25 protein-coding genes are annotated in these 23618 nt (G+C 55.3%); 12 read left to right on the top strand and 13 right to left on the bottom strand.

Going from position 1 to position 23618, the window contains the following annotated elements:
* Positions 1 to 6: 6 nt before the first annotated feature.
* Positions 7 to 192 carry a hypothetical protein gene (locus tag CPH89_RS30065; protein ID WP_141125117.1) on the top strand — a complete coding sequence of 62 codons (186 nt, stop codon included), beginning with the start codon at positions 7 to 9 and terminating at the stop codon, positions 190 to 192.
* A 450-nt stretch (positions 193 to 642) separates the two neighbouring features.
* On the opposite strand, the gene CPH89_RS03015 is transcribed toward CPH89_RS30065, so the two are convergent.
* Both CPH89_RS03015 and CPH89_RS30060 read right to left on the bottom strand, forming a co-directional pair.
* Positions 643 to 1494 carry a GIY-YIG nuclease family protein gene (locus CPH89_RS03015; RefSeq protein WP_053257596.1) on the bottom strand — a complete coding sequence of 284 codons (852 nt, stop codon included), beginning with the start codon at positions 1492 to 1494 and terminating at the stop codon, positions 643 to 645.
* Positions 1495 to 1616: 122 nt separating this feature from the next.
* Positions 1617 to 2633, bottom strand: a complete 1017-nt coding sequence (locus CPH89_RS30060) for a hypothetical protein (protein WP_141125118.1) — start codon at positions 2631 to 2633, stop codon at positions 1617 to 1619.
* A 233-nt stretch (positions 2634 to 2866) separates the two neighbouring features.
* Here CPH89_RS30060 and CPH89_RS03010 point away from each other — a divergent pair, with 233 nt between their 5' ends.
* On the top strand, positions 2867 to 3085 hold the full coding sequence (locus CPH89_RS03010; RefSeq protein ID WP_053257595.1) for a hypothetical protein: 219 nt from the start codon (positions 2867 to 2869) through the stop codon (positions 3083 to 3085).
* Between the two features lie 145 nt (positions 3086 to 3230).
* A complete protein-coding gene (locus CPH89_RS30505) occupies positions 3231 to 3596 on the top strand; it encodes a hypothetical protein (RefSeq protein ID WP_174599595.1) in 366 nt (121 codons plus the stop codon).
* 104 nt (positions 3597 to 3700) lie between these two features.
* On the opposite strand, the gene CPH89_RS03000 is transcribed toward CPH89_RS30505, so the two are convergent.
* From CPH89_RS03000 to CPH89_RS02990, 3 genes are all read right to left on the bottom strand, one after another.
* The gene (locus CPH89_RS03000; RefSeq protein ID WP_232005426.1) at positions 3701 to 4552 is read right to left on the bottom strand and encodes a hypothetical protein; all 852 of its coding nucleotides are present in this window, start codon (positions 4550 to 4552) and stop codon (positions 3701 to 3703) included.
* Positions 4553 to 4616: 64 nt separating this feature from the next.
* On the bottom strand, positions 4617 to 4853 hold the full coding sequence (locus CPH89_RS02995) for a helix-turn-helix domain-containing protein (protein ID WP_026013795.1): 237 nt from the start codon (positions 4851 to 4853) through the stop codon (positions 4617 to 4619).
* Positions 4854 to 4971: 118 nt separating this feature from the next.
* Positions 4972 to 5172 carry a helix-turn-helix domain-containing protein gene (locus CPH89_RS02990; RefSeq protein WP_053257594.1) on the bottom strand — a complete coding sequence of 67 codons (201 nt, stop codon included), beginning with the start codon at positions 5170 to 5172 and terminating at the stop codon, positions 4972 to 4974.
* 149 nt (positions 5173 to 5321) lie between these two features.
* On the opposite strand from CPH89_RS02990, the gene CPH89_RS02985 reads away from it, so the two are divergent.
* Entirely contained in the window at positions 5322 to 6005 is a 684-nt protein-coding gene (locus CPH89_RS02985) for a hypothetical protein (RefSeq protein ID WP_053257593.1), read from the top strand.
* On the opposite strand, the gene CPH89_RS02980 is transcribed toward CPH89_RS02985, so the two are convergent.
* Both CPH89_RS02980 and CPH89_RS02975 read right to left on the bottom strand, forming a co-directional pair.
* Positions 6002 to 7213 (bottom strand): site-specific integrase, encoded by a 1212-nt coding sequence (locus CPH89_RS02980; protein ID WP_053257592.1) that lies wholly within the window; start codon positions 7211 to 7213, stop codon positions 6002 to 6004. The genes CPH89_RS02985 and CPH89_RS02980 overlap by 4 nt on opposite strands.
* Positions 7214 to 7615: 402 nt before the next feature.
* Positions 7616 to 7924: a hypothetical protein gene (locus CPH89_RS02975; protein ID WP_053257591.1), complete on the bottom strand. Its 309-nt coding sequence runs from the start codon at positions 7922 to 7924 to the stop codon at positions 7616 to 7618.
* 666 nt (positions 7925 to 8590) lie between these two features.
* On the opposite strand from CPH89_RS02975, the gene CPH89_RS02970 reads away from it, so the two are divergent.
* Positions 8591 to 9982 (top strand): MFS transporter, encoded by a 1392-nt coding sequence (locus tag CPH89_RS02970; protein ID WP_053257590.1) that lies wholly within the window; start codon positions 8591 to 8593, stop codon positions 9980 to 9982.
* 61 nt (positions 9983 to 10043) lie between these two features.
* Here CPH89_RS02970 and CPH89_RS02965 read toward each other — a convergent pair whose 3' ends face one another.
* From CPH89_RS02965 to flgA, 4 genes are all read right to left on the bottom strand, one after another.
* Positions 10044 to 10793 (bottom strand): flagellar brake protein, encoded by a 750-nt coding sequence (locus CPH89_RS02965; protein ID WP_053257589.1) that lies wholly within the window; start codon positions 10791 to 10793, stop codon positions 10044 to 10046.
* Between the two features lie 96 nt (positions 10794 to 10889).
* Positions 10890 to 11360, bottom strand: coding sequence for a flagella synthesis protein FlgN (locus CPH89_RS02960; RefSeq protein ID WP_053257588.1), 471 nt, complete (start codon positions 11358 to 11360; stop codon positions 10890 to 10892).
* A 48-nt stretch (positions 11361 to 11408) separates the two neighbouring features.
* Positions 11409 to 11732: a flagellar biosynthesis anti-sigma factor FlgM gene (gene flgM, locus CPH89_RS02955; RefSeq protein WP_053257587.1), complete on the bottom strand. Its 324-nt coding sequence runs from the start codon at positions 11730 to 11732 to the stop codon at positions 11409 to 11411.
* Positions 11733 to 11874: 142 nt separating this feature from the next.
* Complete coding sequence (flgA, locus tag CPH89_RS02950; protein ID WP_053257586.1) at positions 11875 to 12639, bottom strand: flagellar basal body P-ring formation chaperone FlgA; 765 nt, start codon at positions 12637 to 12639, stop codon at positions 11875 to 11877.
* A gap of 82 nt (positions 12640 to 12721) precedes the next feature.
* Here flgA and CPH89_RS02945 point away from each other — a divergent pair, with 82 nt between their 5' ends.
* Positions 12722 to 13654 carry a chemotaxis protein CheV gene (locus CPH89_RS02945; protein ID WP_053257585.1) on the top strand — a complete coding sequence of 311 codons (933 nt, stop codon included), beginning with the start codon at positions 12722 to 12724 and terminating at the stop codon, positions 13652 to 13654.
* A gap of 44 nt (positions 13655 to 13698) precedes the next feature.
* Positions 13699 to 14526: a protein-glutamate O-methyltransferase CheR gene (cheR, locus tag CPH89_RS02940; protein WP_053257584.1), complete on the top strand. Its 828-nt coding sequence runs from the start codon at positions 13699 to 13701 to the stop codon at positions 14524 to 14526.
* Positions 14527 to 14617: 91 nt separating this feature from the next.
* On the opposite strand, the gene CPH89_RS02935 is transcribed toward cheR, so the two are convergent.
* Positions 14618 to 15403 carry a carbohydrate binding domain-containing protein gene (locus tag CPH89_RS02935; protein ID WP_053257583.1) on the bottom strand — a complete coding sequence of 262 codons (786 nt, stop codon included), beginning with the start codon at positions 15401 to 15403 and terminating at the stop codon, positions 14618 to 14620.
* A 329-nt stretch (positions 15404 to 15732) separates the two neighbouring features.
* On the opposite strand from CPH89_RS02935, the gene flgB reads away from it, so the two are divergent.
* The 5 genes from flgB (at position 15733) to CPH89_RS02910 (ending at position 19960) form a co-directional block, all read left to right on the top strand.
* Positions 15733 to 16140: a flagellar basal body rod protein FlgB gene (flgB, locus tag CPH89_RS02930; protein ID WP_053257582.1), complete on the top strand. Its 408-nt coding sequence runs from the start codon at positions 15733 to 15735 to the stop codon at positions 16138 to 16140.
* Positions 16141 to 16143: 3 nt separating this feature from the next.
* The gene (flgC, locus tag CPH89_RS02925; protein ID WP_017138385.1) at positions 16144 to 16596 is read left to right on the top strand and encodes a flagellar basal body rod protein FlgC; all 453 of its coding nucleotides are present in this window, start codon (positions 16144 to 16146) and stop codon (positions 16594 to 16596) included.
* Positions 16597 to 16612: 16 nt separating this feature from the next.
* Complete coding sequence (gene flgD, locus CPH89_RS02920; protein WP_053257581.1) at positions 16613 to 17344, top strand: flagellar hook assembly protein FlgD; 732 nt, start codon at positions 16613 to 16615, stop codon at positions 17342 to 17344.
* Positions 17345 to 17375: 31 nt separating this feature from the next.
* Entirely contained in the window at positions 17376 to 18686 is a 1311-nt protein-coding gene (gene flgE, locus CPH89_RS02915; RefSeq protein ID WP_053257580.1) for a flagellar hook protein FlgE, read from the top strand.
* A gap of 173 nt (positions 18687 to 18859) precedes the next feature.
* On the top strand, positions 18860 to 19960 hold the full coding sequence (locus CPH89_RS02910; protein WP_053257579.1) for a GAS domain-containing protein: 1101 nt from the start codon (positions 18860 to 18862) through the stop codon (positions 19958 to 19960).
* Between the two features lie 105 nt (positions 19961 to 20065).
* Here the strand turns inward: CPH89_RS02910 and CPH89_RS02905 are convergent, their stop codons facing one another.
* Positions 20066 to 22960: a ribonucleoside-diphosphate reductase subunit alpha gene (locus CPH89_RS02905; RefSeq protein WP_053257578.1), complete on the bottom strand. Its 2895-nt coding sequence runs from the start codon at positions 22958 to 22960 to the stop codon at positions 20066 to 20068.
* Positions 22961 to 23618: the final 658 nt, after the last annotated feature.

The raw sequence follows: 23618 nt of genomic DNA, 5'->3' as shown, positions 1-23618 counted from the left end.
TGCATCATGGAAAACATGACACATACGAAGAGCTCCAAAGAAAACGTCTCATTAGACGTAGAGCGCATGAAAACGGCGCGCAATATGCCTCGTTATGTCATCCCTCAGGGCCTTACTGGGGAGCAGATTCGAGAACATATCTTGGCCGCAGCGAAGCGTGCTGAAGCCAATCTGGGTACTCATGAAGGATGATTGCCATTGCCTTACTCTGCCTCCTACAACGATCTGTTTGCTCTGGAATTTCAGAATTATCCTGAAGATCAACAGAACGCTGTAGTGAGTTTTGTTGCGACGTTCATGTCTGTCGGCTTGAGAGATTTTCGCAATTACCCTGGGAAGATTTCTCATTCCTGGAAAGGGCTTGATCCGAAGCATCCTGATTTTGCCTATACAAGCTCAAATAATCTCTGGCACTATCATCTCGGTTTGCCGAACTATACTACGTCGATTAGTGGTCAATACTTGACTAGCGATATTGTACTTCATTTTGAGTGGCCCCACAGAGGCGACTCTATCCATCTCGTGGATACTTGTTACCACTACTTGAAGAATAAGTTTTATATCCCTGCCCCGAAATATCTAGTGAAATCCCCTTGATTAACTATATCCATTTGAAATTTTATATCGGTTAGTAGTGGCTTATTAGTTAAGGTTTATTGTTGCCCAGACTGGGCGTTTTGTTGTAACTAATAGTGGCTTTGGTTTGAGCTCGTATGCTTGTAGGAGTCGCTTGGCTGATTTGTAGGTGAAGTGTCTTAAGGTCATATCAGCTAAGACCTCTGCCGTTGTTGATGTAGACCGAAGCAAGAGCAAAGCAAACGCCTCAAGCTTAAAATCATCACTGGCAATCTCTATTTCTTCAATTGTGAGATAGGCTTTGGTGATGTGCTCCCAAATGCAAAGCTCGCGTTCAGGGGTGCGGTCTCGCGTAAAATCTTCTAACCAATCTTGCAGTGCGGAAGGGTAGATGTTGGAAAGTAGCATTGCTACTACTTTTATCCTATCCTCTTGCTCAGGGGTCAATTTACTGATTCCCGGTGGACTCGCTCTTAGCTTATGAAGCTCAATTTTGACTGACCTGAAACTGTCCTCAGGTAAAGTAATTTTACGCTCTATCTCTTCTGTTGCTTTTCTATTGTTCTTGCTTTTTTTCATTTTTAGTATGAAGGGTTCTGGCGGAGTAAGTCCCAGCCTGTTATTGATTTCTGCGCAAGTTTCATACGCTAGTGACGCTGCTACTGACGGTGCGGATCGAAAAAACTCTCGCCTCCCGTTAATCCTAAACGCTTTTAAGCGTTTGTGAATTGTTTTTTCTGCAAGTTTGCAGTCACCTACTGAGTAGGCAGTGAAAATATCGAAAGGTGTTGGTACGCCTGATGAGCCGCTGTAAAGCTGCAGTGCTCTTAAGTCGGGTTCTAATGTTGTTAGACCAATCTTAACTACGTAGGGCCCAAAGAGCTCGTTTTGCAGGACGTATATGTAGCCTGGTGTCATCGAGCGATCTCCATATCGGTTCAGTGGTAAACGTTTCGTTTCTTTTGATTTTCGTTCGCTTTATGAAAACTTTGGAAGGTTATACATCATGACCTCAGTGCTGGTAATTATAAGGGAGGGTGTCATTTGGATTTCGGTGCTAGGGATACTAGTGATTTAGTGATTTCAATGAATTGATTTTTTTCTAATTCGACCCTCTTTAGTTCAATAGTTGATTGGCCTTTTTCGAGAATGTGATTTCTTTCGGTTTCAGAAAACTCTGAAATTACTTTGTGTGTTATATCTGCACGTTTTAAGTAAAGTGCGGCGTCTAGTGATATATATTTTAGCTCGAGGTTGGTCAGCTCATTTTGATAGTATTTAGCGTCGACTAGGTTCGACTTATGCAGTCGCAAAAAAAAGTACGCTAAAATCTCAATTGAGATAATTAATGAAAATCTTGAGGTGTAGTGAATTGCAACTGCATATTCGCTCGCGCCAACTGGGGGCACGCTATCAAATAGCTTTGAGTAAGTCCCGAATGCACCGGGAAATACAAAGCCGGCCAGTCCTAGGATACCTAGGATAGCTAGGCATACACCAGTTGTAAGATAAACAATGCCACGAAACCCTGATCGACTAATTTCATTTTTTATCCTTTTGAAGGATAGGTCTCTTGATAGATTGATTATTAAATTTAGCCGTTGTCGATAGTTGTGCTTTTCAGCTGTGTTTAGATCGGAATTAAATGTGCTCTGAATGGCGTGTGTATGTTCTCTTGTGCTCTCAATTCTTTCAGGGTTTAAGGTTTGTAGATGTTTTATTTTGCTTTCTAATTCGGAGATTTTTTCGTTGTATGCTAGTTCGCTCTTTGCTTGTGGTGTGGCAAAGTTTGCTTGTTGTTCGAGTATTTTTCTATCTCTGAAGCCGGTATGTAGGTACCAAAGCAATGCGGAAATAAAGCTAATGGCTATAAGGGCTGGGTACAGATATTCTGCTATCGTTAACTTTAAATTTTGATTTGGGTTAAAATTTACTTCTATATAGAATTTTAATAAAGCTGCCACAAGTAGTGGGGTAAATGTAAATAAGTATCGTGCTCTTATTGTTCTATCTATGTGGAGATTATTTAAGATTTCAGCGGAGCTATCTACGGTCATTTTTAGCCATCCTTGATGTTCGAGGGCATTATGCCATCAAGAAGATTTTTGTGCAGACTCCATTAACCTTGGTTCTGTGTGAACTTATGATCTGTATCGATCGAATCAAGCTCAAATCTGCTTGGCACATCAGAAGCTTCGATCCGAGATCCTACAATCTTTAGAATCCTCGTCTTGCGTTACCGGTAATGGTGTGACAGTATGGTTTGCGTTACCGGTAATGAGAAGGCTAGATGACTGACAAGACCGAAAGCCCCAACACGCTGCGGCAGCGCGCATTCAAAGAGCGACAACGCGCAGCTGGCTATAAGAACACCACGATGTGGATTCACACAGAGACAGAGGAGGAGGGTAAACAGGCGGCGCGAGACGGCAAGCCACTAGATCCGATGGAGTCGAAAGACCCCATGAGCTGGGCGGCAGGCTGGATCAGCGAGAAGGGTAAACAGTAACCGGCGGAATATTTCGCCGATTGATCGGCTGAGAAATTAGCCGATCAGGTCGATGGTCCTGAATTGGGCCATCTCAGAAGAGGTGCCAAGCCGCTGCGCTAACAGCGGCCTGGCGATCACACGACGCAACTTGAAGGTGAACGTCATGCAACTTTACCAAAATATCAGTAACGCCCTGAAAGGCCAAGACAAGTCCGAATTTGAAGCGGAGGGCTCGGTAGGCACTGAGGTGGGCGACTCCAGCGTCGTACACCTGCCCCTCTTCACCGAGAAGCAACGAACCTTAGTGGTTGAACTCATTCTTGCAGAGCGTCGTTACGCTACCCGGTGGTGGACGCACCTAAGCGAGATGCGGCGGCGTAAGGAGCTCCCTGAGTGGATTGCGGCGGACATTGGCACTCATGATGAGCATGACCTTCTGCTTGAGAGTAGGAAGGCCGTCAATCAGGCTCTGTTCGGCTCGGATGACCTGGGCGGCGATCAGCAATACCGCGCGGTGGTGTTGGAGTAGGGCTGATAAGCAACGAAACCTTCGCAGCATCGAGGGCACTACCCCGAAACAGGGTGGTGCCCTTTTTCATTTGTTGGCGGTCGGTGCCTTCTCAGCAAAGTAGATCAGGTTGAGCTGTATGCCTCCAACCACTCATCAACACTCTGGTCCTGTGGTGGCTTAGGTGTGTGTATGGGGGAGTAAGGAAAGGTCTTGTAACCGTCCTCCCTTATTACCTTGTTTCCGTAGTTTGAAGCACACGTAGTTGGAAACGGCTGTAACCCTTTTGGTTCGTGGTCTGTAGGCATTTCCTTGTCCGGTACTTTTGTCCGGGAGTTGTCCGGCGCTTGTCCGGAAATTGTCCGGATGTTGTCCGGCAAAATGGCTGCTCCGAATTGCTCTGCGGTCAGACTGACAGGCAGCAGACTGCCGACTTTGAAGCGGTCATCAGTCACTGATCCAGTCACCAGGACGCTACGTAGCTTCCCCATGTAATCGTGCATAGCCGCCAGCCGCCGAGGAAAAGGCAGGCCGGTCCCCATCCAGAACTTGTAGAAGTGGCTGCGCTTGCCGATGCGGAATTGTCCTTTTGGCAGCATAGCGCCAGCCTTAGCCGTAGCGGTGTTCCGCTGACGCGTCAGATCGGCGTTGAACACTGCGTAGACAGATTGGCCGGACAGCATCGAGACAAACTGAAGCGTGATACCGGCGCTCCGGGTTTTGCCGTAGTGCCCAGTTGAATAGCCTACGTACTCGAATGCATCCAGGCCCACCGATATAAGCACTTCACGGCAAATTCTGGCCCGGTTGGTACTGATCCACTCCGGCGGTACGGGCTTGCCGCTCGCCGGTTGAATGACGAGCTGCCCACGCTCAATGCTAACCGTGTCGCCACGGCTAAGTAGTTTTGTGGCTAGGCATTCCACTGAATCGACCTCAGCGTAATTCGGCTGGATAACCAACGGGCCGAAGCCCACCGGCAGCTCACAGGCAGGCGCAAGAGGTCGCCGCAAAACTGCGGAGACCTCTACGAGCTCTGGATTACGACGCTTCGCGCATCAGGATGTACTTGGCGACGCGGTGAGGTGGCCGGCCTGGCTCGGTGGACTGGTGCGTCCAGTAGGTGCGAATTTCGTGACCCTTTTTCCTGAGGCGTCGGATGGTGTTGGGGGGCTGGACAATATCCAGGTCCTTGGCGGCTTCGATGGTCGATACCGGCCCGTTTCGCAGGGCCTCCATCATCTTGCAGTCTTGCTCTGTTGAAGAATGACGTGTCATAGTTTGCCCTTCACGTTGGTGCTATCCAGTGTGTTTTCGCTAAGGCGGTGTTCGAGCACCGCCTTGGCAATCTCTCGCGCAGCCTTGCGCAATCCCCACTCCTTATTCTTTTCGCACTTCACCGTGCGCCGACCTTTGCTGCGCGTTCGATCCAAGCTTTGAGTTCAGTTACAAGGATTAGACGGCGTTTACCGAGCTTGAAGGCCTTCAACTCTCCTTGCGCGATCACCTCATATATCCCTGAGCGGGAATGACCGACTAGCCTCGCAGCGTCTTCAACGCTCACTGAGAGAGGGGTAGGTTGAGCAATTTGGGACATGGATATTCTCCGTCTGGCGTTTAATGGATTGAGTTTTGCCAGTCGCCAGAAGGCTAACCTATAGAAATACTGCACGTCAAATTATGTGCAGTAATATTCGGATTGAATGGGACTCACCAAGGCGTATACTTCGCGGCAAGGAGAACCTGATGACGATTAAAAAAACGCCGAAGAAGACCGATGCGCTGACGTTGAGGCTCGACCCTCGCGTCAAATTTCTTATCGAGCTTTTGTCTAGAGTTGGTCACCAGAGCATCACAGGTGTGATCGAGTCTGCCGTGTCGCGCCTAGCGCACGACCGTAAGGTGGTACTGGCCAGCGCTGAGCAGTCACTTGTGTATGCGTCCGAGCGAATTTGGTCGCCGATTGAAAGTGATAGGGTGGTTAATATGGCTATGTTCACCCCGTCATTGCTAAATCATGAAGAGGGCTGTATTCGTTCCGTGCTTGAGGGTGCTAACCACATTTTTTTCACAAAATATGAGGTCCGTAGCAAGGCAGATGCTGATTACAGAAGTTACGCTTTCGAGCGTATGGGGGGAGCTTTCCAGCAGAGCGAAGACGGTCAAACTGTTTTTGTAACCCCGAAGCGGAAAACCATAAAGCTTGCTTGGGGGCTAATTAAGGACCGGGCAGCGGAGCTTGCTGACAAAGGAGTTTGTGCTGATTTATCTACGGAAGAGGTGGAAGAGTACATAGGTAAGCCGCTCTCTTCAGTAGCGCCAGACATCAAAGTCCCTGGAGTGGTATTTCAGGATGACGATGGGATTGGTTATCTGGGTGCAGAGCGAGAGTCTGATGATTTGATTGAGAGCTTGGGTATAAAACGCTAAATCAACTCAACCGCCGCCGCCTTTGTCCCTGGCGCCAAGTGAGCGTAGCGCAGCGTCATTTTGATATCGGCGTGCCCCATCAGATCCCGCACCGTGTTGAGCGGCACGCCAGCCACTACCAGGCGTGACGCGAAGTCGTGACGCATATCGTGCCAGCGAAACCCGTCGATCTGCGCCCGCTCAAGCAACTTGAGCCAGGCGCTTTTGACGTCCTCAAAGCGACCGCCGCTCTGACCTGGGAACACATACGGCGACTTGCTCACCTGCTTCTTCCAGGCTTCCAGCACACCAATAGTCTCCTTGTTCATCGGGATGTGGCGCGTATCGCTTGTCTTGGTGGTGGCCCCGGCGACTGTGATTGTCTTCGTGTCGAAGTTCACCGCTGACCATTTCAGGTCGAACAGCTCTCCGCGCCTCATGCCGGTATTCAACGATACCAACACCATTGGCTTCAGGTGATCGGTGAAGGGCAGTTGCAGCAGGCTTGGCATCGGCTCTCTGTGGCGGTCCGTCCGCCAAGTGTTCGCACTCTCACGCTCGACCCTCATTTCATCCTGTCGAGCGTCCAAGGCCTCGCGTAGCCGCTTGGTCTCGTCGGCAGCCAGGTAGCGAATCACCCCCTTTGAGTCGACTTTGAGCTGTTTCAGCTTGGTCAGCGGGTGTGTATCGATGTACTCCCACTCAACGGCACGACTGAAAACACCACTGATTGAGCCCATTTTTCTATTCACCGTCGAGGCCTTGTTGCCGGCCTGCATCCATCCGGTACGGATCTGCTCCAGGTCTCGCCCGGTGATCGCGTCCAGGCGCTGGGCCATGATTGGGTCGAAGTTATTACTGAGGGTGTGCTGCGTCTTCTCGTGGCCTTTGTGATGCGCCTTGAACCACGGCATATAGGTGTCTTCAATGAAGTCACGCAAGGAGGGCAGGGTGGCGCCCCTTCGGCCTTGAGTGACCGCCAGAGGCTCTCCATGTGATCTGGCTTCTGCGAGGTACTGAGTTGCCTCAGTGCGCGCTTGATCAAGCGTGAGAATGCCGACACGGCCTAAAGTCTTCTTCCGGCCACGGGCCCAGGAGACGACGTAAGACTTTGCACCTGCGGCAGTAACACGCACGAATAGACCGCCGACGGTGGTATCGTGAACTTCGTATTCGTTGCCAGTGACCTGCAGTGATCCCAGCAGTTTGGCTGTTAGCTTCTCTTTCAATCTGTTTCCATGGGTGCATGGTGGGTGCAAAAAGAACTATACGGGGTCGTTTTTACGGACACAACCGGACGCTAAGGCCAATAAATACTGGGTCGCCTCAATGGTGGCTGGGCTTGATATGACCCTCCTAAGGGGAAGGTTGGCCGTTCGAACCGGCCCTGGGACACCATATAAACAAAGACCTCCAGCCGTTTCTGTTGTTGTCGTTGAGCGCTCGTGCACAGCGGGTGCAACAGAAATGTTACAGGCAGCAAAAAGCCCCGTTGAGCCACGTGCTCATGGGGCTTTTTTTTGTCAGCGTTTTAAGCAAGCCCCTTGAGCAGCCTCATCAACGCCTGCCGGTCGGTGGTCCGGAGGCGACGCAGCAAACGCCCCGTCACCCACAGTGACCGAGCTGCGTGCTCAGTCGTTGATGTCCAACTCGAAGGAGGAGTTGAGCGTGGTGCCGGTGATTGAGTAAGACGCGACAGAAGTATCGGCGCTTCTGTAGGTGAAGTTGTCGCCCGAGTCGTGGTTTGGCCCGCCCTGAACGTAGGCTCTCGCCCAGCAGGAGGCGCCCTCGGGAACATTTTGCTCACGAAGGTTGACCTTCGCAACGCCACCGGCGGTGGTCATCTCGGTTCTATCGGGAGGGCATTCGCCGCCGTCCCATTCGACCCTGAAGCTTGAGGCGAAACCTGCTCTGTTATGAAACTCGACGAGATAAGGCACGCTATTTTCCTTTCATAAGTTTGGGTGTTTCTTAATCGTCATATCTCGCCTCTTCCAAGACGAAATGACGACAGCATGAGCATTGCTGTAGGTGCACGAACCAGCACCCGCCCGGCGCATCACGCGGGGCTGGTTCTGAGCCGTTTCCTCATGGTCGCCAAGCAAAACGCAGGGCAACGCTCATAATCTGAAACGTTGTGATCGCGGAGCCGTCCATGGGAGGTATTTCCTTTAGTCATTGCTAGCAGAACGAGTAGCGACATCCCTGCCATCGCTACTCGATTACGAGGCTAGCCGTCTTTCACGAATGCGCGCCTTGGTGACTAGACTCGTTGGCTATAAAGGGGTGACCAAGACAAGGAATCGAACCGGCCGTGGGACGCCAGATTCGTGGCTCCTCTAAAAAGCCCCGTACGGATTGCTCTGGCGGGGCTTTTTTGTGCGTGCTTGACGAACACCGGTCGAACCTTGCCGGTGATCAGCGTTCACAGCAGGTGCGTGGTTATTTATCGCAACCTTTGTACCTTGCAACCGGCCAGGCAGCGTCTGAGCTATTAAGCAAAATATTCCCGGAAAACAGCCTTTATCGCCTGTCCGGGCCTGGTAACACCGGACTATCATTCCGATAGCCCTGTCCCTCACTGCAAGGAGCCGCTCGGAACGCCGATGCGCCAAATCTGGAAATCTTTTCGAGCCCTTTATTTCGCCTCCTTGATGATGTTGATCGGGTCCGGCCTGCTCAGTACTTACCTTGCATTGCGCCTGGCGGCCGACCATGTCGACAGCTTATGGGTGGGTGCGCTCATGGCGGCCAACTACTTTGGCCTGGTGCTGGGTGGCAAGATCGGTCACCGCCTGATCGCCCGGGTCGGGCACATTCGTGCATATGCCACCTGCGCCGGGATTGTCGGTGCAGCGGTGCTCGGGCATGGCCTGATCAACTGGCTGCCGGCCTGGATCGTGCTGCGGATGATTGTGGGTCTGGGCATGATGTGCCAATACATGGTCATCGAAAGCTGGCTCAACGAGCAGGCGGATGCCAAGCAGCGAGGCGTGGTGTTCAGCGGCTATATGATCGCGTCCTACCTGGGGTTGGTGTTGGGTCAGTTGATCCTGGTGATGCACCCCGAGCTCGGTCTTGAATTGCTGATGCTGGTCGCTTTGTGCTTTGCGTTGTGCCTGGTGCCCGTGGCCATGACGCGACGGATTCACCCAGCGCCCCTGCATCCCGCCCCGATGGAGCCGCGCTTCTTTATCAAGCGGGTGCCACAGTCGCTCAGTACGGTTTTGGGCGCGGGGTTGATCGTGGGTTCGTTCTACGGTTTGGCGCCGCTCTACGCCTCACAGCAGGGGCTGACCACTGAACAGGTCGGTCTGTTTATGGGTAGCTGCATTTTCGCCGGTCTGCTGGTGCAATGGCCGTTGGGCTGGTTGTCGGACCGTTATGACCGGGCCTTGTTGATTCGCTGCTTTGCCTTGTGTCTGGCGGTGGCGGCGTTGCCGTTGGCGGTGATGACCCACGTGCCTTTGGAAGTGCTGTTCGTGGCTGGGTTCTTGTGTTCGCTGGTGCAATTCTGCCTGTACCCGCTGGCGGTAGCGTTTTCCAACGACCATGTTGAGGGTGATCGCCGAGTGTCGCTGACGGCCATGTTGCTGGTGACTTACGGGGTTGGTGCGAGTGTCGGGCCACTCTTGGCCGGTGTGGTCATGAAGCTGTTCGGCAGCCACATGCTGTATGCGTTTTTCAGCCTGTGTGCGTTGATTCTGGTCTGGCGTATTCGGCCGAAAGCGGTGACCAACCTGCATCAGGTGGATGATGCGCCACTGCACCACGTGGCGATGCCCGACAGCATGTCCAGCTCGCCGCTGGTCGCGTGCCTGGACCCCCGCGTTGACGAGGCGGTGGTGCAGGAGCAGATGCAGACCGTGGTGCCTGACCCCGAACCGGAGGCTGAAGCGGATCCGCAGTCGCCAGCCGATGAGCCGGCGTTCGAAGGGCCGCCGGAGCCGCTCGGCCCAGACGACCATCCTCACGATCTGAGCAGGGCGCGCCCCTGATAGCAAAAACGGGCAGATCCCATCAGGATCTGCCCGTTTTTTTTGCCGCGATCGCTAAGACTTAAAAATCGTCGTCCTTGTCGAACCGCCGCGCTTCGCGCTGTAGCTGGTACACAAAACGTTCCACCTGGCGCTGCACCAGCCCGCTCATGTTGTGGAAGCGCACGCCGGCGAAGGTGGTGTTGATCTTGTCTTCGAAGTGCAGGTAACGCAGTTCGACGGAAGTGGTCATGCTGCCGAAGGGCAGGGCGGCGATAAAGCGGTCATAGACCTGGCCCAGCTGCAGGCGTTCGGAAATATCCCCTTCAAAGCGCAACTTGCAGCCAGTGGCGGATATATCCAGCAACTTGCCGCTGATGGGCGCCTTGAGTTTTTCGCCACCCAGTTCGATGTTGACCAGTTGCGCCAGCTTCAACGCGGCCCGGAAGGCATTGCGGCGCTGATGGTAGACCACCTCGGCAGGCATGCTGCCGGTGTAGATGCGATGGCCGTCTTTTTCGCTGATGGTCAGCGTGCCGTTGCTTTCCCAAGCGACGCGCACACCTTCATGGAAGCCTTCGATACGGAACGGCTCACCATTCTCGAGATAACGTTCACCGTCACGGGGGATCATTTCGTCCAGCGCCAGTGTCTTGCTGTCCCGGTCAACGGCCACCAGGTAGCTCTGGAAGCGCTGACTGCGTTCGTGGAAGGTGATGATCAGCGGATCATGACTCTCTTGCAGCATCCGTAATGTGCTGGCGATTTCCAGAGGCGTGGTGAGCACCTTGGGTGGCTGCGGAGCATCTTCCGCATTAAGGGCGTTGAACACGGTTCTTCCATCTCCAGACAAAATACGACTACACGCAAGAACCGGCATTTTGCCAGCATGTTGCGCGCCTTGGATAGGGCGCGCTGTAAACCGGCGTCAGGCTTGGCTGCGGGTGCTTGGCTTGACCAGACGTGAGGTAGAACCTTGGGCGTTGTAAAGCGCCGGAGGTTCTCCGCCGTGAAGTATACGCAGCTGGTTGGCGGTCGTAGCTTGCTGAAGCTGGATCGACTGGCCATTGAGCAGGTTGGCTTCCTGGCACTGGGCGAGTAACTGATTGAGTGCGGTGCTCTGCGCCAGCAACTGATCGCCAACCGAAGAATGGCTGGCCAGTTGTGCGAGGCCGTCGTGATCAGCCGGCAGGCCAAGGCTGATGAGAATTTCGCTGCGCTTCTTGCCATGCTGCTCCAGCAGCACGATCAGCGACTGCTTGCGCGCCAGAATTTCTTCCAGCAAGCGCATGTCCCGGCCGTACAGGGCCAGGGATTCTTCTTTGAGCAGCTCGAGCAACTGTTGCGTCGGCGCCAGATCATCAATGATCAGTTGGAGCAAATGTTCGTCGTGGTGCATGGCTGGCCTTGGGGTTTAAGCGTCCAAAAGCCCTGCGCAGGCCTTTGCCTAGCGCTCGGCTTCGAAGTTAAGCAGCTTGCTGGCTACACGGTTGCTGTCGACTTTATAGCTGCCATCGGCGACCGCCTGCTTCAATTCGGCCACGCGGGCTTTATTGACAACGGGTTGATCGCGCAGCGAGTCAGTGACCTTTTGCAACTGTTGAGCCTCATTGCTCAGGTGTACCGATTCCCCACTCTGGCTGGCGCCGGCCTGTTCTGCCTTGGCGGGCAGGGGCTGGGCTTTGGCCTCTACGCTGTCCTTGGCACCACTGGTGCGCGTATTGCCGGGCAAAGCCGGGGTGTTATTCAAACGACTGAAATCAATGACCATGATAAAAAAACCTCTGGGTATTTGGACGCTTGCCATGTTTTCGGCCATACCCGAACAAACTTTAGGTTCGATTGACAATAAACCTGCACAGGCCGACATCCAACGCACAGTGTAGGAAAAGCTGGCGTTTGATACCAGTGATCTATAACGCCACCTCAACTTGGCCTGGTGCAGTCACCTGCGCCTTGATGACACGGTTGGAATTGAGGTTCTTGACTCGAATCTGTTCGCTCATGCCGCCGTTGGACAGCGCCTCGCCCGGCATCTTGACGGTCAGCCCGCCACTGCTGGCGGAAATCACCACCTGGTCGCCCTTGCGAATCACTTCAGCCTGTTCCAGGTGGACCAATGTGATGACCTGATCGGTCACCATTGGTCGGGTCAGTTTTTGCCCGACCGCCTGATCCAGCGAGGTGAGGTAGCCCTGATTGATCAGGCTGATATCCCGTTCGCGCAGGGCGACGTCTTCAAAACCGATGATACCCGTGCGTTTGAGCGGGCGAGTGACCACCACGACATCGCGAAACAGTTTGACCTGTGCCGGCACGAACACGGTCCAGGGCGATGCACCTTCGCAGCGCACCTTTACCGTCACGCGGCCGATGGGCTGGGCGGGGCTTTCCAGTGAGGCCGTCAATTCCTTGTCGCACATTGGCATGCGCAGGCGTGGGTCTAACGGGTTGACTTGGATTTCATAACGCCCAGGTGTCTGTGTGGTCGCCAGATAATCTTCTACAGTGAACTCAAGAAAGCCTTGAGTGACGCCGATAAGGAGATCAGGCAAGGTGACGTTATCTGCACGTGCCGTGACGCCCGAGCCCAAGGCGAGCAGTGCCATCGAGACGCAGAGCAATCTGCTATACCGTGGGAGGCGAAGGCGTCGGGAAACTGTCGTTATAAGGTTCATAAATCAATAAATAGCAAAGCTCGTGCCGTTTAGTGTTGGGTACGCGTCGTACCCCCAAAGGTTTTAGCGTAGGAGTCTGGGCATGGCAGGAGTAATGGATTCAGTAAACCAGCGCACACAGCTGGTAGGGCAGAATCGCCTGGAGTTGTTGCTTTTCCGCCTGGATGGCAAACAGCTGTACGGCATCAATGTGTTTAAAGTGCGGGAAGTGTTGCAGTGCCCCAAGCTCACCATAATGCCCAAATCCAGCCCTGTGGTCTGCGGCGTGGCCAACATTCGTGGCGCGACCATACCGATTCTTGACTTGGCCCTGGCCACGAGTTCCGCCGGTCTGCAGGACCGCGAGAACCCGTTCGTGATCATCACCGAGTACAACACCAAGACCCAGGGTTTCCTGGTGCGCTCGGTGGAGCGCATCGTCAACATGAACTGGGAGGAGATCCATCCGCCACCCAAGGGCACCGGGCGCGATCACTACCTCACGGCGGTGACGCGGGTCGATAACCAGTTGGTGGAAATTATCGACGTGGAGAAGATCCTCGCCGAAGTGGCCCCTACCTCGGAATCGATCTCGGTGGGCGTCGTGGACGCCGAGACCGCGCACAAGGCGATTTCCCTGCGTGTGCTCACGGTGGATGACTCCTCGGTGGCACGCAAACAGGTGAGCCGCTGCCTGCAAACCGTCGGTGTGGAAGTGGTGGCGCTCAACGATGGTCGCCAGGCCCTGGATTACCTGCGCAAGCTGGTGGATGAAGGCAAGAAGCCGGAAGAAGAATTCTTGATGATGATTTCCGACATCGAGATGCCAGAAATGGACGGCTATACCCTGACGGCCGAGATACGTAACGATCCACGCATGCAAAAATTGCATATCATCCTGCATACTTCGTTGTCGGGCGTATTCAATCAGGCGATGGTCAAGAAAGTCGGTGCCGATGACTTTTTGGCCAAATTCCGTCCTGATGACCTGGCATCCCGGGTTGTCGACCGGATCAAGGCAGCAGATCACAGCTAGGAGGATTTCCTCCTGGCGGTCACACGATTTAAGAGGCGGTATCATTGTCTACGGGTAATTTGGATTTCGAACAGTTCCGGGTCTTCCTGGAAAAAGCCTGTGGCATATTGCTTGGTGAAAACAAGCAATACCTGGTATCCAGCCGTCTCAACAAGCTGATGGAACAGCAGGGCATCAAGTCCCTGGGTGAGTTGGTTCAGCGTATTCAGGGGCAGCCACGCAGCGGGCTCAAAGAAATGGTGGTCGATGCGATGACCACCAATGAAACCTTATGGTTTCGCGACACCTACCCTTTCGAAGTGCTCAAGAGCAAGGTGCTGCCGGAGGCCATCAAGGCCAGCCCGGGCCAGCGGCTGCGAATCTGGTCGGCTGCCTGCTCTTCGGGGCAGGAACCGTATTCGATTTCGATGTCCATCGACGAGTTCGAGCGGACCAACATGGGGCAACTGAAGGCCGGCGCGCAAATTGTCGCCACCGATCTGTCCGGCACGATGCTCACCAATTGCAAAACGGGTGAGTACGACAGCCTGGCCCTGGGCCGTGGTTTGTCCCAGGAACGCCTGCAGCGTTACTTCGACTCCAAAGGCGCGGGGCGTTGGGCCGTCAAGGCGCCCATCAAGAGCCGGGTGGAGTTTCGTTCGTTCAACTTGCTCGACAGCTACGCCAGCCTGGGCAAGTTCGACATGGTGTTCTGCCGCAACGTGCTGATCTACTTTTCGGCGGAAGTGAAGAAGGACATCCTGTTGCGCATTCACGGCACGCTCAAGCGCGGCGGTTACCTGTTCCTCGGGGCGTCCGAGGCGTTGAACGGCCTGCCGGATCATTACCAGATGGTGCAGTGCAGCCCCGGCATCATTTACCAGGCGAAGTGATGGGGGGGGTGAGTCAAAACAAACGGGAGGCCCGCAAGGGCCTCCCGTTTTTCATGGGCTCAAAGTAGGGGTGCCGACGGCTCGGACTGACTCAGGGCCTGGCGGTCATTCGGATATTGCCCAGGGAAAGACGATGAATCCCGTTGGGTACCTTCGCATTGAAAATGCCTAGACGGACGTCGCCCGTCAGGGGCGCCGTGAATGTCCCTGTCCCGGTTTGCCGCTGTGCGCTGGTAATGTTCTGTACGTCGGTGCCGATCCGGCTGCCATTTATCGTCATGTACAGGGTCGAGCCGTCACTGGTGGCCATACCGCCAATGACCTCGAAGCTGCAATCGTACGTGCGCCCTGCAATCACCGGCACTGCGCGGGAAATGATGTGGGCACTGGTTGCTTGGCTGTTGGGGATGTCGGCCACCACGCTGCCATTGCTAATACGCAGCAAACCGCCGACGTAAGGCCCCTGAGGTACCCAGCCTTGGAAAGTGCCATCGCTGAAATCCCATACGGTGGTTGGGGTGGGGGGGACGACGACGGGGCCTTTATTAATGCTCACCGTCGCGGTCGGCGCGGAAGAAATGACCCTGTTACGGCTGATGCGCAACAGTAGTTGTACGTAGTTGCCTATGTTGGCTTCAACAAACACCCGGGGTATCGAAATGTTGAGAGAGGGCGCATCTGCCCCTACCTCAAAGCTTTGGTTGTACACGCCGCCGGTGATGCTGCTGCTCATGTTTACATTGATGAAATCGGCTCGCAGCACGGGAATAGCGGAGGTCAATTCTGCGTAGTTACCCACCAGCAGGTTGGTGTTCAGGTTCGGGATCGGCTGGGCTGTGTCTTGTAACTTGAAGCCGAGGGTCGGGATGGTCAGCATGTAGAGCCTCTGCGCTATTCAGGAAAGGGTGTCCGCGCAATCAAGCATCCGGGGCGGCAGGCTCCGCAACTGTCAGAAATGACAGTGCGGACCAACGGTCAGGCCTGCCGGTACCCTCGATGTCCTCCTCTGCACCATTGCCGCCAATGTGTAAAAGCGGCAACCGCGGTTGCCGCTTTCCTGGCGCCACGCGGAAGTTCGTTGCCGCTTTTCTGGCATTGCCGCCGGCATTCCCCTCGCAAACCCTTGAATTACGGGCCTTGAACGAATTGGCATGCGCCTTGCTATAACCCAGATACGAAAAGCAGGTCAGCCTAAAGGTTTCCGCCATGAGCATCAGCTTCGATAAAGCGCTCGGTATCCACGAACAAGCCCTGGGCTTCCGCGCCCAGCGTGCTGAAGTCCTGGCCAACAACATTGCCAACGCCGATACCCCGAACTACAAGGCTCGGGACCTGGACTTCTCCGCTGTGCTCGCGGCGCAGCAGGACAAGACCAAGAACGGCACCTTTGCCTTGAACATGACCAACAGCCGTCATATTGAAGCGCAAGGCCTGGGCAGTGGTGACGAGTCGCTGCTGTATCGCACGCCGATGCAACCATCGATCGATCAGAACACCGTGGATGCCCAACTTGAGCAATCGGCCTACGCCGAGAACTCGGTGAACTTCCAGGCCAGCTTCACCCTGCTCAACAGCAAATTCAAAGGGCTGATGTCAGCCCTGCGTGGAGAATAAGCCATGTCCCTAGCCAGTGTTTTCAATATTGCCGGCAGTGGCATGAGCGCGCAGACCACGCGTTTGAACACCGTCGCCAGTAACATCGCCAACGCCGAGACCGTGTCTTCGAGCATTGACCAGACTTACCGCGCCCGTCACCCGGTGTTCGCCACCATGTTCCAGGGCGGCCAGGCCGGCCAGAGCGGTAGCGGCGATTCGCTGTTCCAGAATCAGGATGCCGCAGGCCAAGGCGTGCAGGTACTCGGTGTGGTCGAAGACCAGAGCAACCTGGAGGCCCGTTACGAGCCTAACCACCCCGCCGCGAACGAAAAGGGTTACGTGTACTACCCCAACGTCAACGTGGTCGAGGAAATGGCCGACATGATTTCCGCCAGCCGCTCGTTCCAGACCAACGCGGAAATGATGAACACCGCCAAAACCATGATGCAGAAGGTCCTGACCCTGGGTCAGTGATAAGGGGCGCCAAATAATGGCCATCGTTGATACCACTTCTACACCCAACACGGCGGTTCAGGACCTGTTCAACACCAAGGTCAAGACCGCGACGGACAACAGCGGCCTCAACTCGGCTGCCAAGGCGGCCACGGGTAACCAGGCGCTGGGCAAAGATGCGTTCCTGCAGCTGCTGGTGACCCAACTGAAAAACCAGAACCCACTGTCGCCTCAGGACAACGGCGCGTTCGTGGCGCAGTTGGCGCAGTTCAGTAGCCTGGAAGGCATCAACACGCTGAACGACTCGGTGAATTCGATCTCCAGCAACTTCAGCTCCTCGCAGGCGCTGCAGGCGTCGTCGCTGGTTGGGCGTTCGATCATCACCCAGACCGATAAGGCGATGGTTGATACCAGCAAGAGCATGACCGGTTCGGTGGCGGTAACGTCGGCGACGGGCAATGTCTCCGTCAAGGTCACCGACAAGGACGGTAATGTGGTGCGCACCATCGATATGGGCACCCAGAGCGCCGGCGATTCCAGTTTTATCTGGGACGGCAAGAACGACAAAGGTGAGGTCGCGCCAGCCGGGACTTACACCTTCGCGGCCAGCACCAAGAATGACAAGGGCGACTCGGTTGCTCTGCTGACGTCGCTGCCGGCAACGGTGACCAGCGTGACGTTGAGCAAGACCGGCGGCGAAATGCTGCTGAACCTGGCTGGCGGCATGGGCAGCGTCAAGCTGTCGCAAATTCAGACTATCGGTACATAGAGCCGGCTCAATACGGCAGAGGGAGAGAAACATGTCTTTTAATATCGGCCTTAGCGGTCTCTATGCGGCCAACAAACAACTGGACGTCACTGGCAACAACATTGCCAACGTTGCGACCACCGGTTTCAAATCGTCCCGCGCGGAGTTTTCGGACATTTACGCGGCGTCCAAGCTCGGCACCGGCCAGAACAGTGTCGGCAGCGGTGTGAACCTGGCGGCAGTGTCACAGCAATTCACCCAGGGCGACGTCAACAACACCGGCGGTCTGCTGGACATGGCGATCCAGGGTGGCGGGTTCTTTGTGCAGAAAGGCAGCGACGGCTCGCTGGAATACACGCGCAACGGTTCGTTCCACTCGGATAAAGACGGCTATATCACCAACAATACCGGCACCTCGCGCCTGCAAGGCTACGCGGCGGACGCCGATGGCAACATCGTCAAAGGTGCACTGACCGACCTGCAATTGAACCTGTCGAACCTGCCGCCGAAGGCTTCCAGCAAGGTGGATTCCACCAGTAACCTGAACTCCTCGTCGCCGGTGATCGACCAAACGCTCAAGCCGTTCGATCCGACCGATTCCACCACCTTCAGCACCCAATACAACACCACGTTGTATGACACCCAGGGTAACGCCCACCCAATGGTGCAATACGTGGTGAAAACGGATTCCAACACCTGGAAGTCCTACACCCTGATCGATGGCCGTAACCCTGACGGTTCGGCACCTACCGGCACGGGTTCGACGCCTCCGGTCGCCTCGACATTGAGCTTCGACGGTTCCGGCAAACTCACCGGGATTATCACCGGTACAACCTCCAGCACTACCTTGCAGCTGACCGGTTGGGTGCCGGGCACCGTGACCAACGGTGTGTGGACCAAAAACGGTGCGAACGCCAACCCTGGCGGGATTGCCATTAACATGGCCAATATTACCCAGTACAACTCGGCCACTTACCGCAACCCGCCGGTCACCGATGGCTACGCCACCGGCCAGATCACCGGCCTGAGCATTGACGGTAACGGCGTGATGTTCGCCACCTTCAGCAACCAGCAGAGCAAGGCCATCGGCCAGCTTTCCCTGGCCAGCTTTAACAACGAGCAGGGCCTGCAGCCGGCGGGCGGCACGGCCTGGAAAGAAACCTTCGCATCGGGCCAGCCGGGTTACGACACCCCGCAATCCGGTACGCTGGGTTCGATCGTGTCCAAATCCCTGGAGAACTCCAACGTCAACCTGACCAACGAGCTGGTGGACCTGATCAAGGCCCAGAGCAACTACCAGGCGAACGCCAAGACGATCTCCACCCAGAGCACCATCATGCAGACCATCATTCAGATGACCTGATGCGGCTGCGAACAAGAGCCCCTCCTGCGAGGGGCTTTTTTTTGCGTGTTATTTGACCGGAAACAATTCCGACTTTGCGCGAGATTGCCAACTGACAGGCTTTTGTTGGAACCGACCACGCCGCTTTTTCCACTTATCGGGATTAAAGGTATGGGTTCTTACGGGGGTTGGATATGTGGGATCTGTCGGTGTCTGGCCATGGGGCTGGAGGTGTGCGTTATGACGTGGGCGGTGCGGGGCAAAATCTGTGGGGCGTAAGCCGTGCAGAGGAAAAAAAGGATGACGTAGAGGTCGATAAAAAAGCCGTCGCCCAGATGCTCAAACAGCTGGATGAGGCCGAAAAGGGCAATAAAAACCAAACTGCCCAGGACCTGCGCGACAAGCTCAATGAAAAGCGCAAGGAGTTGGGTGAGGAGAAGTTCAAGGAGATCCTTGAGGCGTTGAAGAAGGACGCCTCCAGCGATTTGCTCGCGTTGTTGAAGAAGCTGTTTCCGGATTTTTTCCCGGATGAGCCGTCACCGTCACCGTCTCCTTCGCCGCAGCCATCACCAGGCAAAGGCGGCGGTGGTGGGGGAGGCGGCGGTGGCGGATCAAATTCGGCGAATATTGGCCCCAGGGAAAGCATGAGCAATCTGCCGTTTACCCAGGGTGCTCAATTTCATCATTACAAACCAGACAAGAGCAATCCCGGGAAAAAGCCTGGCGTGGGAACGGAGAGTGGCAATATCTGGAGTAGTTTTAGCCAGAGCCCAGGCACTGGAAACTGCACCACGATTGCAGCGATTAAAGCTTCGATGATGCAGTTTGGCCAGAAGCCTACCGACGTGTTTAAAGATGTAAAGCAGGCGGGTGACGGCTTCGACGTTCAAATGCGAGATGGGTACCAGGTCCATATATCCCAAAGCGAGTTGAAGCAAGCGGCGGAGCAGGCTCGTTTCCAAGGTGATAATCCGGAGGTAATGACCAATGCCAACTTTATGTATGCCGTTAGCGCAAAGCGGGCACAGAAGGAAGATAACGACGATTATGCCGGGCAAAGTTATGCTGCTGCGTTAAAGAGCCTGAATGATGGTGAGGTTCTTCAGGAAGGGTTGGACCGTCTTGGTTTGCGAGGTCTATACCGAAGATCTTCGAGCGATGAACTGGCGAGTGGCAAGTTGGGCGTCGTTGCTTTTAGTGGGCATGCGATGGCAGTGATTGGCGGTCAAGTCGAACTGAACGGAGGGCGAGGAGGTAGTCCTAAACCGGACGATGGTGCATATACGTTCGTATAACTGACATGGACGCGCATAAACGCCAGCCATAAAAAAACCGACAAGCCCTTTGCAGGGTTTGTCGGTTTATAAATCCTGGGCGTTCAAGCCCAGGACGCACTCAGCTTATTGGCAAGCTTCGCAATCCGGCTCGTCAATCGCGCAAGCCTTTGGTACTGGCGCAGGACCGGCTGGAGCAGCCAGAACCGAATCATCACCGTGGTTGCCGCTGGAAACAGCGTTCAGCTTGCCGGTGTTGATGGTCGACTTCTCGGTGCTGGTCGCGGCCAGGGCACGGAGGTAGTAAGTGGTTTTCAGGCCACGGTACCACGCCATGCGGTAGGTCACGTCGAGCTTCTTGCCCGATGCGCCGGCGATGTACAGGTTCAGCGACTGAGCCTGGTCGATCCACTTCTGACGGCGGCTGGCGGCGTCAACGATCCACTTGGTGTCCACTTCGAAAGCGGTCGCGTAGAGCTCTTTGAGTTCTTGCGGGATGCGTTCGATCTGCTGCACGGAACCGTCGTAGTACTTCAGGTCGTTGATCATGACCGAGTCCCACAGGCCGCGGGCTTTAAGGTCGCGAACCAGGTACGGGTTGATCACGGTGAATTCGCCCGACAGGTTCGATTTCACATACAGGTTCTGGTAGGTCGGTTCGATCGACTGCGACACGCCAGTGATGTTGGCGATGGTGGCGGTCGGCGCGATGGCCATGATGTTGGAGTTACGAATACCTTTCTGCACACGGGCACGTACCGGTGCCCAGTCCAGGGATTCGTTCAGGTCAACGTCGATGTACTTCTGGCCACGTTGCTCGATCAGGATCTGTTGCGAATCCAGCGGCAGGATGCCTTTGGACCACAGCGAGCCCTGGAACGTCTCGTAGGCACCACGCTCATCGGCCAGGTCGCAGGAAGCCTGGATCGCGTAGTAGCTGACCGCTTCCATCGACTTGTCGGCAAACTCGACGGCTGCAATGGAACCGTAAGGAATGTGCTGCAGGTACAGCGCGTCCTGGAAGCCCATGATGCCCAGGCCGACCGGACGGTGCTTGAAGTTGGAGTTCTTCGCTTGTGGCACCGAGTAGTAGTTGATGTCGATAACGTTATCGAGCATGCGAACGGCAGTGTTCACGGTGCGTTCCAGCTTGGCGGTGTCCAGCTTGCCGTTGGTGATGTGGTTCGGCAGGTTGATCGAGCCCAGGTTGCAAACGGCGATCTCGTCCTTGTTGGTGTTCAAGGTGATCTCGGTGCACAGGTTCGAGCTATGAACCACGCCCACGTGCTGCTGCGGGCTGCGCAGGTTGCACGGGTCTTTGAAGGTCAGCCATGGGTGGCCGGTTTCAAACAGCATGGAGAGCATTTTGCGCCACAGGTCTTTGGCCTGGATGGTCTTGAACAGCTTGATCTTGCCCGGGTACTGGGACAGGGCTTCGTAGTACTCGTAACGCTCTTCGAAGGCCTTGCCGGTCAGGTCGTGCAGGTCCGGTACTTCGGATGGCGAGAACAGGGTCCACGGGCCGTCATCGAAGACGCGCTTCATGAACAGGTCCGGGATCCAGTTGGCGGTGTTCATGTCGTGGGTACGACGACGATCATCACCGGTGTTCTTGCGCAGCTCGATGAACTCTTCAATGTCCATGTGCCAGGTTTCCAGGTAGGCACAGACAGCGCCTTTGCGCTTGCCGCCCTGGTTGACCGCTACGGCGGTGTCGTTCACCACTTTCAGGAACGGTACTACGCCCTGGGACTTGCCGTTGGTGCCCTTGATGTACGAACCCAAGGCACGCACCGGGGTCCAGTCGTTGCCCAGGCCGCCAGCGAATTTGGACAACATGGCGTTGTCGTGGATCGCGTGGTAGATGCCCGACAGGTCATCCGGCACGGTGGTCAGGTAGCAGCTGGACAGCTGTGGACGCAGGGTGCCGGCGTTGAACAGGGTCGGCGTCGACGACATGTAGTCGAAGGACGACAACAGGTTGTAGAACTCGATGGCACGGTCTTCTTTGTGCTTCTCTTCAATCGCCAGGCCCATGGCCACGCGCATGAAAAACACTTGCGGCAGTTCGAAGCGGATACCGTCCTTGTGGATGAAGTAACGGTCGTACAGGGTTTGCAGGCCCAGGTACGTGAACTGCTGGTCGCGCTCGTGGTTGATCGCCTTGCCGAGTTTTTCCAGGTCGAAGGTGGCCAGGATCGGGTTCAGCAATTCGAATTCGATACCCTTGGCGATGTAGGCAGGCAGGGCCTTGGCGTACAGGTCGGCCATTTCGTGGTGGGTGGCGCTGTCGGCGACGCCGAGGAAGCCCAGGCCTTCGGCACGCAGGGTGTCCATGAGCAGGCGCGCGGTCACGAACGAGTAGTTCGGCTCACGTTCAACCAGGGTACGGGCAGTCATCACCAGCGCTGTGTTGACGTCGGTCAGGGCTACGCCGTCGTACAGGTTTTTCAGGGTTTCGCGCTGGATCAGGTCACCGTCGACTTCTTCCAGGCCTTCGCAGGCCTCGGTGATGATGGTGTTCAGGCGGCCCAGGTCCAGCGGCGCAAACGTGCCGTCAGCCAGGGTGATACGGATCGAGGGGTGAGCTTGCACGGCCGCTTCTTCAGCCGGGGTGCGTACGGCGCGTTCCTTGGAACGGGCGTCACGGTAGATCACGTAGTCGCGCGCCACTTTCTGCTCGCCGGCACGCATCAGGGCCAGTTCAACCTGGTCCTGGATTTCTTCGATGTGGATGGTGCCGCCCGAGGGCATGCGACGCTTGAAGGTTGCGGTGACTTGTTCGGTCAGGCGGGCAACGGTGTCGTGGATGCGCGACGAGGCAGCAGCGGTGCCGCCTTCAACTGCAAGAAACGCTTTGGTGATGGCGACGGTGATTTTGTCATCGGTGTAAGGAACGACAGTGCCGTTACGCTTGATCACGCGCAATTGGCCAGGTGCGGTGGCGGACAGATCCAGGTTCGAATCAGCGGCCTGCGGCACGGAGCCCTGCGGGTTCTCGCGAGTTGTGTCGGTTTGCATGGGGGGTTGTCTCCACATTCTATATTTATTTGGGCACCATCACGGTGCCCACCGTTCCGTCCTGAAGCACTTACAACAGGCCTTGGCCTGGCATAACAACTTCGGGACAGGAGGAAGGGAGCTCATCGCGCCGCTTCCATGCCGAAGTCTTCGGCTCGGGCCATTAAAGAACCCTGCGCCGTATTCCTGTTGGGTGACAGTTGCTCGCTCCAAGCACTGCAACACCCGTACCGTTTTTCGCCCTTGTGGCGGGAAAACGGCTGCCATCCGCGTGCGCGGTTTGGGCTTTCAAAAAATGCGTTGGTTCAACCAAACGGGAGCAAGAAAGCACTTGAGTTTCTTGTCTGATCTGTGTTTGGTTTTTCGCTTGAAACCCTACATGTAGGGTTTTTTTAGCGCCGAGGTACAAGATAATGCGTTTTGGGGGTCTTAGCAACGCACTACCTGTGGATAACGCTGTGGGTAAAATGTGTATGAAACATGGAACGCCCGTGTAGGCCGCAGTGCGGCTGGATTGCGCCGTTTGTCACTGAATATTCCAAGGTAAAAACAGCCGATTGGAATTTTGGGGGCGCGAACCCTATCACAAAAAAACGCGATCACCGAATGGATTTCCCGGCTTGTGCTGGAGGGCTGGCCCGTGGCTACAATCGGCCTA

It is taken from the genome of Pseudomonas fluorescens, from assembly GCF_900215245.1.
GTDB classification, from domain to species: Bacteria; Pseudomonadota; Gammaproteobacteria; order Pseudomonadales; family Pseudomonadaceae; genus Aquipseudomonas; species Aquipseudomonas fluorescens.
This window is presented reverse-complemented; position numbering and strand designations above follow the sequence as displayed.

Coding starts and splice junctions, on each gene's coding strand:
- CPH89_RS30065 (WP_141125117.1), top strand. CDS start 7: ATGGAAAACATGACACATACGAAGAGCTCCAAAGAAAACGTCTCATTA.
- CPH89_RS03015 (WP_053257596.1), bottom strand. CDS start 1,494: ATGACACCAGGCTACATATACGTCCTGCAAAACGAGCTCTTTGGGCCC.
- CPH89_RS30060 (WP_141125118.1), bottom strand. CDS start 2,633: ATGACCGTAGATAGCTCCGCTGAAATCTTAAATAATCTCCACATAGAT.
- CPH89_RS03010 (WP_053257595.1), top strand. CDS start 2,867: ATGACTGACAAGACCGAAAGCCCCAACACGCTGCGGCAGCGCGCATTC.
- CPH89_RS30505 (WP_174599595.1), top strand. CDS start 3,231: ATGCAACTTTACCAAAATATCAGTAACGCCCTGAAAGGCCAAGACAAG.
- CPH89_RS02995 (WP_026013795.1), bottom strand. CDS start 4,853: ATGACACGTCATTCTTCAACAGAGCAAGACTGCAAGATGATGGAGGCC.
- CPH89_RS02990 (WP_053257594.1), bottom strand. CDS start 5,172: ATGTCCCAAATTGCTCAACCTACCCCTCTCTCAGTGAGCGTTGAAGAC.
- CPH89_RS02985 (WP_053257593.1), top strand. CDS start 5,322: ATGACGATTAAAAAAACGCCGAAGAAGACCGATGCGCTGACGTTGAGG.
- CPH89_RS02970 (WP_053257590.1), top strand. CDS start 8,591: ATGCGCCAAATCTGGAAATCTTTTCGAGCCCTTTATTTCGCCTCCTTG.
- CPH89_RS02960 (WP_053257588.1), bottom strand. CDS start 11,360: ATGCACCACGACGAACATTTGCTCCAACTGATCATTGATGATCTGGCG.
- flgM (WP_053257587.1), bottom strand. CDS start 11,732: ATGGTCATTGATTTCAGTCGTTTGAATAACACCCCGGCTTTGCCCGGC.
- flgA (WP_053257586.1), bottom strand. CDS start 12,639: ATGAACCTTATAACGACAGTTTCCCGACGCCTTCGCCTCCCACGGTAT.
- CPH89_RS02945 (WP_053257585.1), top strand. CDS start 12,722: ATGGCAGGAGTAATGGATTCAGTAAACCAGCGCACACAGCTGGTAGGG.
- CPH89_RS02935 (WP_053257583.1), bottom strand. CDS start 15,403: ATGCTGACCATCCCGACCCTCGGCTTCAAGTTACAAGACACAGCCCAG.
- flgB (WP_053257582.1), top strand. CDS start 15,733: ATGAGCATCAGCTTCGATAAAGCGCTCGGTATCCACGAACAAGCCCTG.
- flgC (WP_017138385.1), top strand. CDS start 16,144: ATGTCCCTAGCCAGTGTTTTCAATATTGCCGGCAGTGGCATGAGCGCG.
- flgD (WP_053257581.1), top strand. CDS start 16,613: ATGGCCATCGTTGATACCACTTCTACACCCAACACGGCGGTTCAGGAC.
- flgE (WP_053257580.1), top strand. CDS start 17,376: ATGTCTTTTAATATCGGCCTTAGCGGTCTCTATGCGGCCAACAAACAA.
- CPH89_RS02910 (WP_053257579.1), top strand. CDS start 18,860: ATGTGGGATCTGTCGGTGTCTGGCCATGGGGCTGGAGGTGTGCGTTAT.
- CPH89_RS02905 (WP_053257578.1), bottom strand. CDS start 22,960: ATGCAAACCGACACAACTCGCGAGAACCCGCAGGGCTCCGTGCCGCAG.